General features: G+C 70.9%; 14 protein-coding genes. 9 read left to right on the top strand and 5 right to left on the bottom strand.

All coding sequences use genetic code 11. From position 1 onward, the window contains the following. Positions 1-1,141: 1,141 nt before the first annotated feature. Complete coding sequence (locus BLW85_RS18720) at positions 1,142-1,435, bottom strand: ribosomal protein L7/L12 (RefSeq protein ID WP_074992649.1); 294 nt, start codon at positions 1,433-1,435, stop codon at positions 1,142-1,144. A 142-nt stretch (positions 1,436-1,577) separates the two neighbouring features. Here BLW85_RS18720 and BLW85_RS18715 point away from each other — a divergent pair, with 142 nt between their 5' ends. The 3 genes from BLW85_RS18715 (at position 1,578) to BLW85_RS18705 (ending at position 4,088) form a co-directional block, all read left to right on the top strand. Continuing rightward, on the top strand, positions 1,578-2,444 hold the full coding sequence (locus BLW85_RS18715) for a tetratricopeptide repeat protein (RefSeq protein ID WP_074992648.1): 867 nt from the start codon (positions 1,578-1,580) through the stop codon (positions 2,442-2,444). Between the two features lie 265 nt (positions 2,445-2,709). Further along, on the top strand, positions 2,710-3,324 hold the full coding sequence (locus BLW85_RS18710; RefSeq protein ID WP_074992647.1) for a DUF1326 domain-containing protein: 615 nt from the start codon (positions 2,710-2,712) through the stop codon (positions 3,322-3,324). After that, positions 3,321-4,088 carry a DUF2182 domain-containing protein gene (locus BLW85_RS18705; protein WP_074996122.1) on the top strand — a complete coding sequence of 256 codons (768 nt, stop codon included), beginning with the start codon at positions 3,321-3,323 and terminating at the stop codon, positions 4,086-4,088. Before BLW85_RS18710 ends, BLW85_RS18705 begins: the two co-directional genes overlap by 4 nt. Positions 4,089-4,176: 88 nt before the next feature. Here BLW85_RS18705 and BLW85_RS18700 read toward each other — a convergent pair whose 3' ends face one another. The 3 genes from BLW85_RS18700 to phoU form a co-directional block, all read right to left on the bottom strand. Then, on the bottom strand, positions 4,177-6,141 hold the full coding sequence (locus BLW85_RS18700; protein WP_079172363.1) for a YncE family protein: 1,965 nt from the start codon (positions 6,139-6,141) through the stop codon (positions 4,177-4,179). 373 nt (positions 6,142-6,514) lie between these two features. Continuing rightward, complete coding sequence (locus BLW85_RS39435) at positions 6,515-6,670, bottom strand: hypothetical protein (RefSeq protein WP_167381417.1); 156 nt, start codon at positions 6,668-6,670, stop codon at positions 6,515-6,517. A gap of 145 nt (positions 6,671-6,815) precedes the next feature. Further along, entirely contained in the window at positions 6,816-7,505 is a 690-nt protein-coding gene (gene phoU / locus BLW85_RS18695; protein ID WP_070024116.1) for a phosphate signaling complex protein PhoU, read from the bottom strand. A gap of 229 nt (positions 7,506-7,734) precedes the next feature. On the opposite strand from phoU, the gene phoR reads away from it, so the two are divergent. Continuing rightward, the gene (gene phoR / locus BLW85_RS18690) at positions 7,735-8,991 is read left to right on the top strand and encodes a two-component system sensor histidine kinase PhoR (RefSeq protein WP_070024114.1); all 1,257 of its coding nucleotides are present in this window, start codon (positions 7,735-7,737) and stop codon (positions 8,989-8,991) included. Continuing rightward, positions 8,988-9,668: a two-component system response regulator PhoP gene (phoP, locus tag BLW85_RS18685; protein ID WP_014673455.1), complete on the top strand. Its 681-nt coding sequence runs from the start codon at positions 8,988-8,990 to the stop codon at positions 9,666-9,668. The genes phoR and phoP overlap by 4 nt, the downstream gene beginning before the upstream one ends. 92 nt (positions 9,669-9,760) lie before the next feature. On the opposite strand, the gene BLW85_RS18680 is transcribed toward phoP, so the two are convergent. Further along, positions 9,761-10,450, bottom strand: a complete 690-nt coding sequence (locus BLW85_RS18680; RefSeq protein ID WP_074992645.1) for a copper chaperone PCu(A)C domain-containing protein — start codon at positions 10,448-10,450, stop codon at positions 9,761-9,763. Between the two features lie 617 nt (positions 10,451-11,067). Between BLW85_RS18680 and BLW85_RS18670 the strand changes: the two genes are divergently transcribed. The 4 genes from BLW85_RS18670 (at position 11,068) to BLW85_RS18655 (ending at position 13,669) form a co-directional block, all read left to right on the top strand. After that, positions 11,068-11,550 (top strand): CarD family transcriptional regulator, encoded by a 483-nt coding sequence (locus tag BLW85_RS18670; RefSeq protein ID WP_003953493.1) that lies wholly within the window; start codon positions 11,068-11,070, stop codon positions 11,548-11,550. Positions 11,551-11,884: 334 nt separating this feature from the next. Continuing rightward, positions 11,885-12,694, top strand: coding sequence for a 2-C-methyl-D-erythritol 4-phosphate cytidylyltransferase (gene ispD / locus BLW85_RS18665; protein WP_074992644.1), 810 nt, complete (start codon positions 11,885-11,887; stop codon positions 12,692-12,694). Beyond that, entirely contained in the window at positions 12,684-13,181 is a 498-nt protein-coding gene (gene ispF, locus BLW85_RS18660) for a 2-C-methyl-D-erythritol 2,4-cyclodiphosphate synthase (protein WP_074992643.1), read from the top strand. Before ispD ends, ispF begins: the two co-directional genes overlap by 11 nt. Positions 13,182-13,264: 83 nt before the next feature. After that, positions 13,265-13,669, top strand: coding sequence for a PPOX class F420-dependent oxidoreductase (locus BLW85_RS18655; protein ID WP_074992642.1), 405 nt, complete (start codon positions 13,265-13,267; stop codon positions 13,667-13,669). Positions 13,670-13,713: the final 44 nt, after the last annotated feature.

Here is a 13,713-nt window from a genome sequence, read left to right as displayed (position 1 = left end):
CAGCCGTCGCACCCTGCCTTGCCACTCCGCTCGGAGCTCAGTCTCCGTCTGCGGGTCCTCACCACTGCGTGCCGCCAGTAGATCCTCGCGAGTCTGGTCAAGTTCACCAGCCACGGAGTCAGCCCGCTCCGGGGCGACCTTCCGCCAGATGGCTACGACTCCCTCACGTGTGCGCTGCCAGGCATCCGTAGCCATGAGCGTGACGATTGTTGTGCCAGCAGTGCCCGCAAGGGCTGCTACCTGTGGATCCATCAATGCCCCCCAGCGCTATCAGGTGGCTTCGTAGCCCCTCAACGAGACGACAAGTTACCTGCCGCGGGGGAAGATACGCCACAAAGTCCCTGCCCGGTCGCTTCGGCAAGAAGGCATCGTCCACGGTTCACCCCTAGCGCTTCCGTCGGCGAGACCCGCTGCCCGCGGACGTCCCCGAGCAGCGTGGCTGAGGCCCGGTGGTGGGTGTCCCTGGCACACGCGCGCCTGATCCGGTGGCGTACCCACCATTGTGGCTGCCTGTCGTGGACTGAGGATCAAGCACTTCAAGGGCCAGCCGCCGCCCGCGCCACCCGGCAAGGGGCCGTGCCACTCGCGTGCCAGATCCTGCGGGGAACTACGGGGAAGAGCGGAGACCGAAGGTATGCGTGATCGAGCCTCAAACCCCACCCGCCGCAGGTCGCTGAAGGAGACAGGGCCCGGAACACCCAAGCTTCCCAAGCTGATGGCTCGGGCACGGTGGTCACGGGCCGGCCGTCGATGCTTGCTCTGGTCGACGGCATCAGCAGCGTGGCTGAGGCTGGTGGGGGTGCAGCGAGGCATACGCGCGCCTGGTCGATCGGCTGACTCGCCGTCGTGGTTGCCTTTCGTCGGCTGAGGTTCAGACGCCGCATCGAAGGCCCCGGCGCCAGTCAGGCGGTCCCGCGCGGGCAGGGTTGGGCCGTCTCTGGGCCGTCCGAGGTCACTCAACAGTGGCCAATGGCGACCGACGACGACCACCAGGCGTATGAACCCACCACCCCTGACCAGCAAAAACCCAGCTCACCAAGATCCCCGGCAACACCCAGGGCAAGAAGAAGTAAGCGCTCACGAGTAAGCCCCCTTGGTGCGGGATCTCCGCGGGTAGGGGGCTTTTCGCTGCCTCCGGCTGTCACCGCGAAGGGGCCGTGCTCGCTCCCCGCTCCGGTTCCTGTCTCCACTCCGCTTCGGCGCCGGCGCTCTGGAGCAGGGCGACGGCGGACTGGGCTCTGTGTGCGGACAGGCCCCCGAGGAGGGTGACGGGCGCTTGGCGGGCCAGGACCCGGCTGTGCCACAGGCTCAGCCCGGTCACCTTGCGCACTGCTCGGGTCACGTCCATGTCGCGGGGTCCGCAGTCGATGAGCACCACCTCGTGGGACGGGTCGTCGCAGATCAGCGTGTAGTACTCGGTGGACTCGTCGGACATCTCGGCCTCCAGCCTCGGCGAGCGGGAGCGTACGCGCCCTCGAAGACGGCAGCCACGGCTTTTCGGGGGTTCGACGCCCCCCTCCCGCCCCCTCCCCTCGTCGTGCGAAACTCCCTGCCTGGTCAGCGGGAGGGGCAGGGGCGTGGAGAAGTCCGAGGCGGGGCGGTTGCTGGGGCGGGCTCGGGAGATGTGGGAGGCGCGGGAGTGGCTGCGTTCCGCCGAGTTGTACGAGCAGGTCCTCGCGCACTATCCGGACGAGGGTCCCAGCGCGGCGTGGTGGTACGACGCGGCACTGGCGTACAAGTTCCTGCGCAACTGGGCGAAGGCCTGTGAACTCGGCCGTGAGGCTGCCGCGCGTTCGCCCCGCGGCGAGCAGGACCCGGCGTTCTGGAACCTGGGCGTCGCCGCCACGATCCAGCGGGACTGGGCGACCGCCCGTGACGCCTGGGAGGGCTTCGGGATACCCATGCCGGAGGGCGAGGGGGAGATCAACGGCGCCTTCGGCCCGGCCTGCGTACGGCTGGACACGGGTGGTGAGCGCGAGGTGGTCTGGATCCAGCGGCTCTGCCCGACGCGCGGACGGGTGATGAACGTCCCGGCCACGAAGGGCCGTCGCTTCGGGGAGATCGTCGTGCACGACGGGGAGCCGAACGGCGAGCGGACGTACAACGGGCGGCGCGTCGCCGTCTTCGACGAACTGCTGCTCTTCGAGGCGTCCTCGCTGCCGACGCTGCACACGACCGTGCACGCGGCGGACGCAACCGACGTCGACGCCCTGGTGGACTCGTTCTTCGCGCGGGACTTCGGAGCCGAGCCGGCGAGCGGCTTCCACATGCTGTGCGCATGCTGCAGCGAGGGCCGGGTCGACTACGACGAGACCAGCGTGCGGACGCACAGCGGCGCGCAGACCGTCTGGCTGGCCGCCCCCGAGGCCGAGGCCCGGGAGCTGCTGGACGCGTGGGCGGTGGGCGGCGAACGCGGCTGGGAGGGACTGGAGCTGTTCGGTTGAGCCACCGGGAGTGAGCAGCGGGCGGCGTGGTGCGGGGCTAGCCTGGAGTTGTTCGGGCGGCCGTTCGGGCCAGGGAGTTCCTCCTGGTGGCGATCTTGTGGCCGAGTGGGCGCGGGACACGCGTCCGCCCTCCGATTTCCGCATGGGGCCACCGGGTCCGTGACGCATGGGGTCCATGAGGTCGAGGCGCCGCACAGGGGCGGCGCGCACATCCCAGAGCTTCCGCTCCGTCGGCCGGGCGCGTGGACCAGGCGGGAGTGCGGAGATGGCTTGGAATCTGAGCGGTACGTACCTTGAGAGCTGCAACTGCGACACCGTGTGCCCGTGTACCACCTCGGGCATGACCGCGCCCGCCGACAACGAGCGCTGCCAGGTGACCCTCGCGTTCCACGTCGCACAGGGCGAGGTCGGCGGTGTGGACGTGTCGGACCACAGCGTCGTCGTGTTCGCCGACGCGCCCCGCGTGATGGCCGACGGCGGCTGGCAGATCGTGCTGTACGTCGACGCTTCGGCCGACGACAGCCAGGCGGACGCGCTGGGCAAGGTCTTCTCCGGGCAGGTGGGCGGGCCGATGGCGGCGCTCGTCCCCCTCGTCGGCGAGGTTCTCGGCGTCGAACGCGTCCCCATCGCCTTCCACGACGACGGCCGCCGCCACACGGTGCGGGTGGCGGACGCCATCGACATCGAGATCGAGGACCAGGTGGCCCCACAACTCGGTGCGGACGGTCCCGTGATGGGGCTGACCGGCATGTTCCACCCGGCCAACAGCACTTTGACGATCGCCCGGTCGACGCGGGCCATCGGCACCGGCGTACACGGCCGCTCCTGGGACTTCACCGGCCGCAATGCGCACTCGGCGCCCTTCTCGTGGTCGGCGTGACCAGGACGGCGATCACCGTACGGCACGGCGCGGGCCACTCGGAGCTGCTGCTGCTCGCGGCGGCCGCGGCCTGGGCATGGGTGGCGCTGCGCCGGGGGGACATGGGGTCCGGGGCGATGGCCTGGGACCTGCCCGCCTTCCTGGGCATGTGGACCGTGATGATGGCCGCGATGATGCTGCCGGCCACGTCGCCCGTCGCCGCGCTGTACGCGCGGACGGTCCCCGTCCACCGGACGCCGCGCATGATCGCCTTCACCGCCGGCTACGTGCTGGTCTGGTCCGCCGCCGGGCTGCCGGCATACGCCCTGGCCGGCGGCGCGACGCACCTCGCGACCACGCGTCCCGCGGCCGGAACCGCGGCGGCCGCCGCCGTCTTCGCCGTCAACGGCGTCTACCAGCTCAGCCCCCTGAAGGACCGCTGCCTCGCCAAGTGCCGTTCGCCGATCGGCCTGCTGCTGCGCTACGCGTCGTACCGCGGCCCCTCGCGCCACCTGCGCGCCGGAGCGCACCACGGCGCTTTCTGCCTGGGCTGCTGCTGGTCCCTGATGCTGCTGTTCACGGCGTTCGGCGTGATGAACCCCTGGGCCATGGTGGGACTGGCCGCCGTCGTGACCACGGAGAAGCGCCTGCCGAGGGGCCGTCTCGTCGCCCGCGCCGTCGGTCTCGCCTCGCTGGCGCTCGCGATCGCCGTCTTCTGGGCGCCCCTGCTGGCAACCAACCTCACGGGCGGCGGCATGGGCGGGATGGGACTGCGCCACCTGTGACACGCGCCGTGCCGGGGAGCCGCCGGCCGCACGGCGAACGGCCACCGCCCGAGATGAACCCGGGCGACGGCCGTTCGCAGACGGTGCGTCAGTTGGAGAAGTACAGGTACTTCCACGAGCCGTACGTCGTCGTGTTGACGTTGTCGCCCGAGGAGTTGTTGATGTACGACGAGCGCATGCGGGCCTTGATGCCGGAGGTGCCGGGGGCGCCGAGGCTCACGGCCGACTTGCCGTTCGAGGCCAGCTTGAAGTACTCCGGGCTGCCGTCGGCGGTGTACCACTTGCCGCCGTAGTAGACCTGGAGGTCCATGCGCTGCATGCGGCCCGGGTAGTACGTCATGGTCGTGGTGAGCAGCGGGTCGGTGTTCTTGTGGAACCAGTAGTACGTCGTCGACCCGATCTTGGCCGTCTTGTAGTACTTCGTCACCGCGGTGGAGGTCTTCACCTTGGCGTAGCCCGTGGACTTGACCGTCCTCGGCTTGTAGCGGGAGTCGCCCTTGAAGACCGCGGTGACGTCCGTGTCGCGGGTCATGTCGACCGTCGCGGAGATGTTCCCGTGGGAGTCGACCTTCCCGGACTTCAGCAGCTTGTTGGGCTTGTCGCCGCCGTAGGGGTTGGCCCAGATCTCGACCGTGCGGTTCTTGTAGGTCGTCCCGAGGTGCGCCGTGAACTTCACGTCGGCGCCGTAGGAGTAGACCTTGCCGTTGTTGTTCAGGCTCAGCGAGGCCGTGGCGCGGGAGACGTCGACCTTGTCGGACGCGGTGACCGCGGAGTGCGCGGCGTCGCCCGCGTAGGTCACCTTGTAGGTGACCGTGCCGCCGGCGGGCGGGGTGTCGGTGAAGGAGTACGTGCCGTCCGCGCGCACCGTGACCGCGGGCAGCGCCTTGCCGCTCGGGGAGTCCAGGTCGACCCGGGTGACCTGGAGCTTCGCGCCGGTCGGCAGCGGGACCGTCGCGGACAGCCTGCCGGTGACGGTGAGCTGCTTGGCGCGGGTCGCGCTCGCCGGGGCGTTGACCGTCAGGGTCGGGTTGTTCAGCGCCGGGCCGGTGAGCACCTTGAGGGTGTAGCCGGAGTTCTGGGCGTCCGAGCCGACCAGCGCGAAGATCCGGGAGTCGTCCGGCGCCCAGGCGAGATCGGCCGTGCTGGAGGTGCCCTCGTCGTAGGTGCGCAGCGGCAGGGTGGCGTTGGGCCGGTACGTCATGATCTTGCCGCCGTTGACCTGGGCGACGAGTCCGTTGGAGGCGACGTCGGCGAACTGGCCGCTCGGGTAGGAGCCGGCGGCCTTGAACGTGCCGTCCGCGTAGGCGTCCCGGTCCCGGCCGTTGACCAGCACCTGCTTGCCGCCGGGCACCAGGTCGATGTCCCCGATGCCGTTGTTCAGCGTGTAGTCGCCGTTGTGCCAGGCGACCAGGGCGGCCTTGCCGCTGGAGACGTCGAGCACGGCCATCGAGTCGGTGGACAGCCCGGTCTCGGCGACGCCGAGGATGCCCGGCTGGGTCGGGTCGGTGTCCAGCAGGGCCTGGCCCCAGATGCCCACCGAGGTGCCCTCGGTCGGGAACTGCTCCAGCGACACCGGGTCGGTGCCGCTCGCCGGGTCCACCGAGGGGTCGACGGAACCGAGGTCGCCGTCCCACTGGTCGCCGTAGGAGAACCAGACCTTGCCGCCGCTGAACGCGACGTGGCGCGGGCCGGTGTTGGTGGCGACGGTGTAGCGGGCCTTGACGGTGAGCGTGTTCGCGTCGATGGCCCAGATCTCGTGGATCTGCGGGGCGGCCGCGTACACGGTCGTCCCGTCGTCCGAGACCGCGAGATCGCTCACCCCGGTGACCCCGGCGACCGAACCGAGGACGGCACCGGAGTAGTCGGTGGCCGTGACGGTGCCGCTCGTGCTGTCGCCGACGAACACCCGCTGCGCGGGCCCGTCCACCGCGAGGCCGCCGGGCGAGGTGACATGGGCGGCCGGAGCGGCCGAGGCGGTGCCGGCCGCGCCGAGGCTCAGCGCCGCCGAGCCGAAGAGGACCGCGAGCGCCGTCGCGGTCGAGATGCTGCGCATACGCACAGTGCTGCTACCCCCACAAGGAAACCCGGTGCGTGACCGGGGAGATGAGTGCGCCGCGCAGCACCCGGGCACGACCGCCGTTTCACGGTGATGCGCGGGGCGCGGCTGCTGGAGGCAGCGTATGGCATGGCTGTGACAATTGTGGAGGGGGTTTCCGGTATGGGGAGATCCCCTGAAGGCGCGGGCCCGTCGCCGGACGCCCGGGAGCGCGGGTTTCGCGAGCGCCGACCGGGTCCGGCACGGACCGAGCGGGCCGGTGCGGAGCCCGTCCGCACCGGCCCGCTCGCCGACCGTCCTACGACGATGCCGCCGTGGAACCGCCCTACGACGACGCCGTCGCAGGGACCGTCCTACGACGACGCCGTCGTCAGCCGCACTGGCAGGGGCCGCCCGACTGGCAGCCGCAGCCGCAGCCGGAGCCGCAGCCGCACGCGGCGACCAGCGGCAGGCTCCTGATCTCGGCGACCTGTTCGGTCTCGCGCTCCTGCGTGGGGTCGGGGGTGGTGCTGGGGGAGTCGGTCATGGGTCCCTCCTAGACGCCGGGGCCAGGTGGCGGGGGCGAGACTGCCCTCATCCATCTCATGCCCGCGCCCCCGGGCGCATCAACGGCGCACGGAGGCGCCCCCGGCCGACGCCCAGGCCGGCACCGCCGGGCGGACCCGGCCGGGTCACGCCCCTTCGACGCCCGTCACCGGCTGGATGTCCGGCTGGAGTTCGTCCGCGTGCTCGCCGGTGACCAGGTAGACGACGCGCTTGGCGACGGCGACGGCGTGGTCGGCGTAGCGCTCGTAGTAGCGGCCGAGGAGGGTGACGTCGACGGCCGTCTCGATGCCGTGCTTCCAGCGGTCGTCGATGAGGTGCTGGAAGAGGGTGCGGTGCAGCAGGTCCATCTCGTCGTCATCCTGCTCCAGCTGGAGCGCGAGGTCGACGTCTTTGGTCACGATGACCTCCGCGGCCTTGGCCATCAGGCGCTGCGCGAGCTGGCCCATCTCCAGGATGGTCGCGTGCAGGTCCTGCGGGACGGCCCGCGCGGGAAAGCGCAGCCGGGCCAGCTTCGCCACGTGCTGGGCGAGGTCGCCGGAGCGCTCCAGGTCGGCCGACATGCGCAGCGACGTGACGACGATCCGCAGATCGGTGGCCACCGGCTGCTGGCGGGCCAGCAGGGCTATGGCCCGGGCCTCCAGGTCGTGCTGGAGTTCGTCGACCTTCTGGTCCGCCTCGATCACGTTTTCGGCGAGCTTCAGATCGGCGTCCAGCATGGCGGTCGTGGCGCGTCCGATGGCCGAGCCGACCAGCCGGGCCATCTCCACCAGACCGTCGCCGATCGAGTCCAGTTCCTCGTGGTACGCGTCCCGCATCAGGTTCCCTCTCGTACGTGTGCTTGGGGGGTTCGGGGTCGTTGTCCGGGGGCCCGGCGGCAAAACCGGCGGCGCGAACCCCACGCTCCCACGTTCCGCCCCGTACGCGTCCGTTTCCGGCTTCCCAAATGAACCGGTACTGGCTCCAAGGTGAACTCTGGGCGACGAGTGTTCGAGGTCGCACCCTCACGGCTGTGGGCACGTCCTGCCCCATGCCTAACCTGGACGCATGGACGTGAACGCGGCGGTCGCCGCAGCGGCAGCGATCGCCGGAGTGCTCACCGGCGTCATCGCCATGCTGGCGTTCCGCTGGAGCGAACGCGACCAGAAGCGACCGACCAGGACTTCCTTGCACACAGATCCCGTACTCCCGCCCGGTGTGGACACCGTTCTCTCGGTGCTGCGCTCCTCCGCCGTCGTCCTCGACGAGGCCGACGCCGTCGTCAAGGCCAGCTCCGCCGCCTACGCCCTCGGGCTGGTGCGCGGCGGCAAGCTGTCGATCGAGCCGATGCTCCAGATGGCCCGGGACACGCGAAGAGACGGCGAGATACGCCAGGTCGAGCTGGATCTGCCCCGGCGCGGCAGCGGACGCGGCGAGGCCCTCGCCGTCTCCGCGCGGGTGGCGCCGCTCGGCTCCCGCCTGGTCCTGCTGCTGGTCGAGGATCTGACCGAGGCCCGCAGGATCGAGGCCGTACGACGCGACTTCGTGGCCAATGTGAGCCATGAGCTGAAGACGCCGGTCGGCGCCCTGTCCCTGCTGTCCGAGGCCGTCATGGACGCCTCCGACGACCCCGAGGCCGTGGAGCGCTTCGCGGGCCGCATGCAGATCGAGGCGACCCGGCTGACCAACCTGGTGCAGGAACTCATCGACCTGTCCCGGGTGCAGAACGACGACCCCCTGGAGGACGCCGAGTCCGTCCAGGTGGACGAGCTGGTCGCCGAGGCCGTCGACCGCTGCCGGCACCAGGCGGGCACCAAGCAGATCACCATGGCCGCCGGAGGCACCGCGGACCTGCACGTCTGGGGCAACCGGGGCCAGCTGGCCGCCGCCCTCGGCAACCTGGTCGAGAACGCCGTGAACTACTCGCCGGCCCGCACCCGCGTCGGCATCGCCGCCCGCCGGGTGAGCGCGCCCGGCGGTGACATGATCGAGCTGGCCGTGACCGACCAGGGCATCGGCATCTCGGACAAGGACAAGGAGCGCATCTTCGAGCGCTTCTACCGTGTCGACCCGGCCCGCTCCCGGGCCACCGGCGGCACCGGTCTGGGTCTCGCCATCGTCAAGCACGTGGTCGCCTCGCACGGCGGGGAGGTCACGGTCTGGAGCGCCGAGGGCCAAGGCTCCACCTTCACCCTCAGACTGCCGGAGGCGGGCGCGGCCCGCGACCGCGCGCAGCACCACGAGCCCGGCCTCGACGACGAGGCCGGCGGTCCCACCGAGTCATCCCCGTACGAACCGCTTCCCGCCCCGGAGGTCCTTCCGTGACCCGAGTGCTCGTCGTCGAGGACGAGGAGTCCTTCTCCGACGCCCTGTCGTACATGCTCCGCAAGGAGGGCTTCGAGGTCGCCGTCGCGGCGACCGGCCCCGACGGCCTCGACGAGTTCGAGCGCAACGGCGCCGACCTCGTCCTGCTCGACCTGATGCTGCCGGGGCTGCCCGGCACCGAGGTCTGCCGCCAGCTGCGCGGCCGTTCCAACGTCCCCGTGATCATGGTGACCGCGAAGGACAGCGAGATCGACAAGGTCGTCGGTCTGGAGATAGGGGCGGACGACTACGTCACCAAGCCCTTCTCCTCCCGTGAGCTGGTCGCCCGCATCCGCGCGGTGCTGCGTCGGCGCGGGGAGCCGGAGGAGGTCACCCCGGCCGCGCTGGAGGCCGGCCCGGTCCGCATGGACGTGGACCGGCACGTGGTGACCGTCGGCGGCTCCAAGGTGGACCTGCCGCTGAAGGAGTTCGACCTGCTGGAGATGCTGCTGCGCAACGCCGGCCGGGTGCTGACCCGGATGCAGCTCATCGACCGGGTCTGGGGCGCCGACTACGTGGGCGACACCAAGACCCTGGACGTGCACGTCAAGCGGCTGCGCGCCAAGATCGAGCCGGACCCGGGCGCGCCGCGCTACCTGGTGACGGTGCGCGGCCTCGGCTACAAGTTCGAGCCGTAGGCCGCAGGCCGTCGCCGTACGGCGGCCAGCGGTACGCCGAAGGGCGGCTCCCCGGTGCGGGGGGCCGCCCTTCGGCTTGGCCGTACGACCGCTCAGTGGCCCGCGGCCGACTGCGACGCGGAGTCGCTCGGGGTCACGCCGGTGCCCGCGCCGGTCGTGGCGGTGTCGCTCGCGGTGGCCGACGGGTTCGCGGTGTCGTGCTTGCCCGGCTTGGCGCTGCCCGAGGCGGTGGCGCCGGGGGCCGGGGAGCCGGTGGCCGCGGGCGAGGGGATCTGGCTCGGGCCCCACTTGTCGAAGTAGCTGGTGGCCGGGACCACGAAGGCGTTCAGGCTCACCGCGCCCGTCTTGCTGAAGGTGAAGGTGACCTTCTGGGCGTTGCCGTCCTGGACGCTGCCGCGGCCGCCGGGGATCTCGGCGGAGGCGTTGCCCGGGCCGCCGAGCATCAGGGAGCCGTGGGCCGGCACGGTCAGCTTCTGGCCCTTGGCCGGGGTGAGCTTCACGGTGTCGCTGGTGCCCGGGATGGTGACCGACTGGAGGGTCTGGTCGGTGGCGCCCTGGTTGAACAGCCGCGCGGAGACCACGGCCGGCCCGGTCGCCTTCGGGTCGGGCTGGGTGACGATCACGGCGTTCTGGATCTTGATGTCGCCGACGGTGGTCGCCGCGTTGTCCGGCTTGATCTGCAGGGTCTGCGAGTCGTTGCCGGCGCCGCAGGCGGCGAGTGAGGCGATCGAGAAGGCGATGGCAGAGGCGGCGAGGGCGCCGCGTCGAAGGCTGCTGCTCACGGCGGCGGCAACTCCTTGAACGCAGGGGCGGCTTCCTTGTAAAGCCGCCCTAAGTGTCTGTCCGGCGGCCCCAGGTTACCGAGCCGTTCCCGCGCGGCCGCACCCGACCCTCCCCCTGGCGTCCGGCATCCCGCCAGGTGGGGGTACCCGGCGTCAACGTCGGTACACCGGTCACTCCTGTCACAAGTGGCTCTTCAGCCACTTTGCCGAGGCCGGCTACGCCATTCGGATAACCGCGCGCAAAATCTCCGTGAAGGAATGCGTGATCAACCCCGATATTGATCACGGCATCACCCGTCCGGCGGCCCTCGATCAATTTCGGAAACGGCCCGCACCGCCCCGCGGCCACCGAACGGAGTAGCGGAAGTCGTACGCTAGGAACCGGACAAATCGGGACGTTCATCCACTTGGAGTGGGCGCGTGAGGTGTGTAACGTACGCGTTTCACCCCGTCCGGACAGCCCCTCCCACCTGCGAATTCCCGCCTTCCGGGGCCCCGCGCAGCACGTTCCGGTTGCACTTGTCAAGCCCCGAGATATGCCCTGACCTGCGAAAACGCCATTCAGAAGACGCCGTATCCGTGTTACCCTGGATAGCCACGGAAGGGGTACCTGTCACATGACGTTCAAGGTTGGCGACACCGTGGTCTATCCCCATCACGGGGCCGCGCTGATCGAGGCCATCGAAACTCGCCAGATCAAAGGCGTGGACAAGACCTACTTGGTGCTGAAGGTCGCCCAGGGTGACCTGACGGTACGTGTGCCAGCGGACAATGCGGAGTTCGTCGGCGTGCGTGATGTGGTCGGTCAGGACGGGCTGGACCGGGTCTTCGAGGTGCTGCGCGCGCCGTACGCCGAGGAGCCCACGAACTGGTCCCGTCGCTACAAGGCAAACCTGGAGAAGCTCGCCTCCGGCGATGTCATCAAGGTCGCGGAAGTCGTGCGTGACCTGTGGCGTCGTGAGCGCGAGCGCGGACTGTCCGCCGGTGAGAAGCGCATGCTCGCGAAGGCCCGCCAGATCCTGGTGAGCGAGCTGGCTCTCGCGGAGAACACGAACGAGGACAAGGCCGAGGCCCTGCTCGACGAGGTGCTCGCCTCCTGACGTGCCCGCGCCGTGGGTGGCGAAGGCCGGTCGGCTGACCGGCTGACTCGCCTGCGCCCCGCACATCTCTCAGCACGCAGCACAGCGAAAATGCCGCGGTGCCCGATGACACGGAACCTGTCGCCGGGCGCTGCGGCATGTTTCGTCCCCGCGGCGCCTACGTGCCGTACACGGGAAGCCCCTGAAAAGGAAGCAGGCCCCCCGATACTCGGTGTGCCGGGCCCGGGTGGACGGCTCGACCAGGGTCACGGAAAGGGTCCGGTCAAGGCGTCGCGCCCGGCACTCCTCCAGGCCATACCCAACTAGGTCGAGCACACAAACCTGACAGGAACCGATGTCTGACGAATCGCGTCCCTCGCCCGCGCAACCGCCCTTCGCGCCCGCCGCCACCCCCGTCGCCACCCCCGTCGCCGCCGTGATTCCCGCCGCCGGCCGGGGCGTACGGCTCGGCCCCGGCGCACCCAAGGCGCTGCGCGCGCTGAACGGCACGCCCATGCTCATCCACGCGGTCCGCGCGCTGGCCGCCTCCCGCCATGTCTCCCTGGTCATCGTCGTGGCCCCGCCGGACGGTTCCGCCGAGGTCAAGTCCCTGCTCGACGCGCACGCGCTGCCCGGGGGCACGCCCGGCGGCGGCCGGGGGAGCACCGACTTCGTGGTGGTGCCCGGCGGGGAGAGCCGCCAGGAATCGGTCCGGCTGGGGCTCGCCGCCCTGCCGCCCGAGTACGGCGTCGTCCTCGTCCACGACGCGGCCCGCCCCCTGGTCCCGGTCGACACGGTCGACGCCGTCATCGAGGCCGTGCGCGACGGCGCCCCCGCCGTGGTGCCCGCGCTGCCGCTGGCCGACACCGTCAAGGAGGTCGAACCGGCCACCGAGCCCGGCGCGCCCGAGCCGGTCGTCGCCACGCCCGAGCGGGCCCGGCTGCGTGCCGTCCAGACGCCCCAGGGCTTCGACCGCGCGACCCTGCTGCGCGCCCACGAGACCGTGACCGACGACGTGACCGACGACGCCGGCATGGTGGAGAAGCTGGGCCTGCCCGTGGTGACCGTGCCCGGTCACGAGGAGGCGTTCAAGGTGACCCGCCCGCTCGACCTGGTCCTCGCCGAGGCGGTCCTGGCCCGCAGGAGGCTGAACGATGGCTTCTGAGACCACCCCGATGCTCCCCCGAGTCGGCATCGGCACCGACATCCACGCCTTCGAGGAGGGCCGCGAGCTGTGGTGCGCCGGCCTGAAGTGGGAGGGCGAGGGATCGGGACTCGCCGGGCACTCCGACGCGGACGTGGTCGCGCACGCCGCCTGCAACGCCCTCTTCTCCGCGGCCGGCCTCGGTGACCTGGGGCAGCACTTCGGCACCGGACGGCCCGAGTGGTCCGGCGCGTCCGGCGTCACGCTGCTCACCGAGGCCGCCCGGATCGTGCGCGCGGCGGGCTTCACCATCGGCAACGTCGCCGTCCAGGTGATCGGCCCCCGGCCGAAGATCGGCAAGCGCCGGGACGAGGCGCAGAAGATCCTCTCCGAGGCGGCCGGCGCACCGGTCTCCGTCTCCGGCGCCACCACGGACGGCCTCGGCTTCCCGGGGCGCGACGAGGGGCTGATGGCGGTGGCGACGGCGCTGGTCGCGAGGGTGGCCTGAACCCCGCGCCCTCCTGGTGCGGGTGAGCCGAGCGCGTGCGAGGGTACCCGGAGAGTCACGTCCACGGCTTTCCGGAGGTACCCATGCCCGCCGCCCTGTCCGACCGGCTCAAGTCCCTGCTCGACGGCAAGGTGTTCATCGTCGTCGGCACCGTCCAGCCCGACGGCAGCCCGCAGATGTCCCCGGTCTGGGTGAAGCGGGACGGCGACGACCTCCTCTTCTCCACCACGGTCGACCGCCGCAAGAAGAAGAACCTCGACCGCGACCCCCGCGTCACCGTGACCGTCATGGACCCCGAACAGCCCTACGAGTACGCCGAGATCCGCGGCACCGCCGAGATGACCGCCGAGGGCGCGCGGGACCTCATCGACGAACTGAGCCTCAAGTACACCGGCAAGAAGTACGCCGAGTTCAACCCGGACTCGGTGCACGACGCCGATCGGGTGGTGGTGCGGATCACCCCGCGCAAGGTCGTCGGCCGCCTCTGAGGGGCGACGCGCGGGTGCGCCGGCGAGGAGCGCGCGGTGCGGTA

This window comes from Streptomyces misionensis (genome assembly GCF_900104815.1).
Lineage (GTDB): Bacteria > Actinomycetota > Actinomycetes > Streptomycetales > Streptomycetaceae > Streptomyces > Streptomyces misionensis.
The sequence above is the reverse complement of the archived record's forward strand: the minus strand, read 5'-3'. Positions and strand labels throughout refer to the sequence as shown.

What these genes read in the sequence shown, in the direction of transcription:
- BLW85_RS18720 (WP_074992649.1), bottom strand. Translation starts at nt 1,435, where the DNA reads ATGTCCGACGAGTCCACCGAGTACTACACGCTGATCTGCGACGACCCG.
- BLW85_RS18710 (WP_074992647.1), top strand. Translation starts at nt 2,710, where the DNA reads ATGGCTTGGAATCTGAGCGGTACGTACCTTGAGAGCTGCAACTGCGAC.
- BLW85_RS18700 (WP_079172363.1), bottom strand. Translation starts at nt 6,141, where the DNA reads ATGCGCAGCATCTCGACCGCGACGGCGCTCGCGGTCCTCTTCGGCTCG.
- BLW85_RS39435 (WP_167381417.1), bottom strand. Translation starts at nt 6,670, where the DNA reads ATGACCGACTCCCCCAGCACCACCCCCGACCCCACGCAGGAGCGCGAG.
- phoU (WP_070024116.1), bottom strand. Translation starts at nt 7,505, where the DNA reads ATGCGGGACGCGTACCACGAGGAACTGGACTCGATCGGCGACGGTCTG.
- phoR (WP_070024114.1), top strand. Translation starts at nt 7,735, where the DNA reads ATGGACGTGAACGCGGCGGTCGCCGCAGCGGCAGCGATCGCCGGAGTG.
- BLW85_RS18670 (WP_003953493.1), top strand. Translation starts at nt 11,068, where the DNA reads ATGACGTTCAAGGTTGGCGACACCGTGGTCTATCCCCATCACGGGGCC.
- ispD (WP_074992644.1), top strand. Translation starts at nt 11,885, where the DNA reads ATGTCTGACGAATCGCGTCCCTCGCCCGCGCAACCGCCCTTCGCGCCC.
- ispF (WP_074992643.1), top strand. Translation starts at nt 12,684, where the DNA reads ATGGCTTCTGAGACCACCCCGATGCTCCCCCGAGTCGGCATCGGCACC.
- BLW85_RS18655 (WP_074992642.1), top strand. Translation starts at nt 13,265, where the DNA reads ATGCCCGCCGCCCTGTCCGACCGGCTCAAGTCCCTGCTCGACGGCAAG.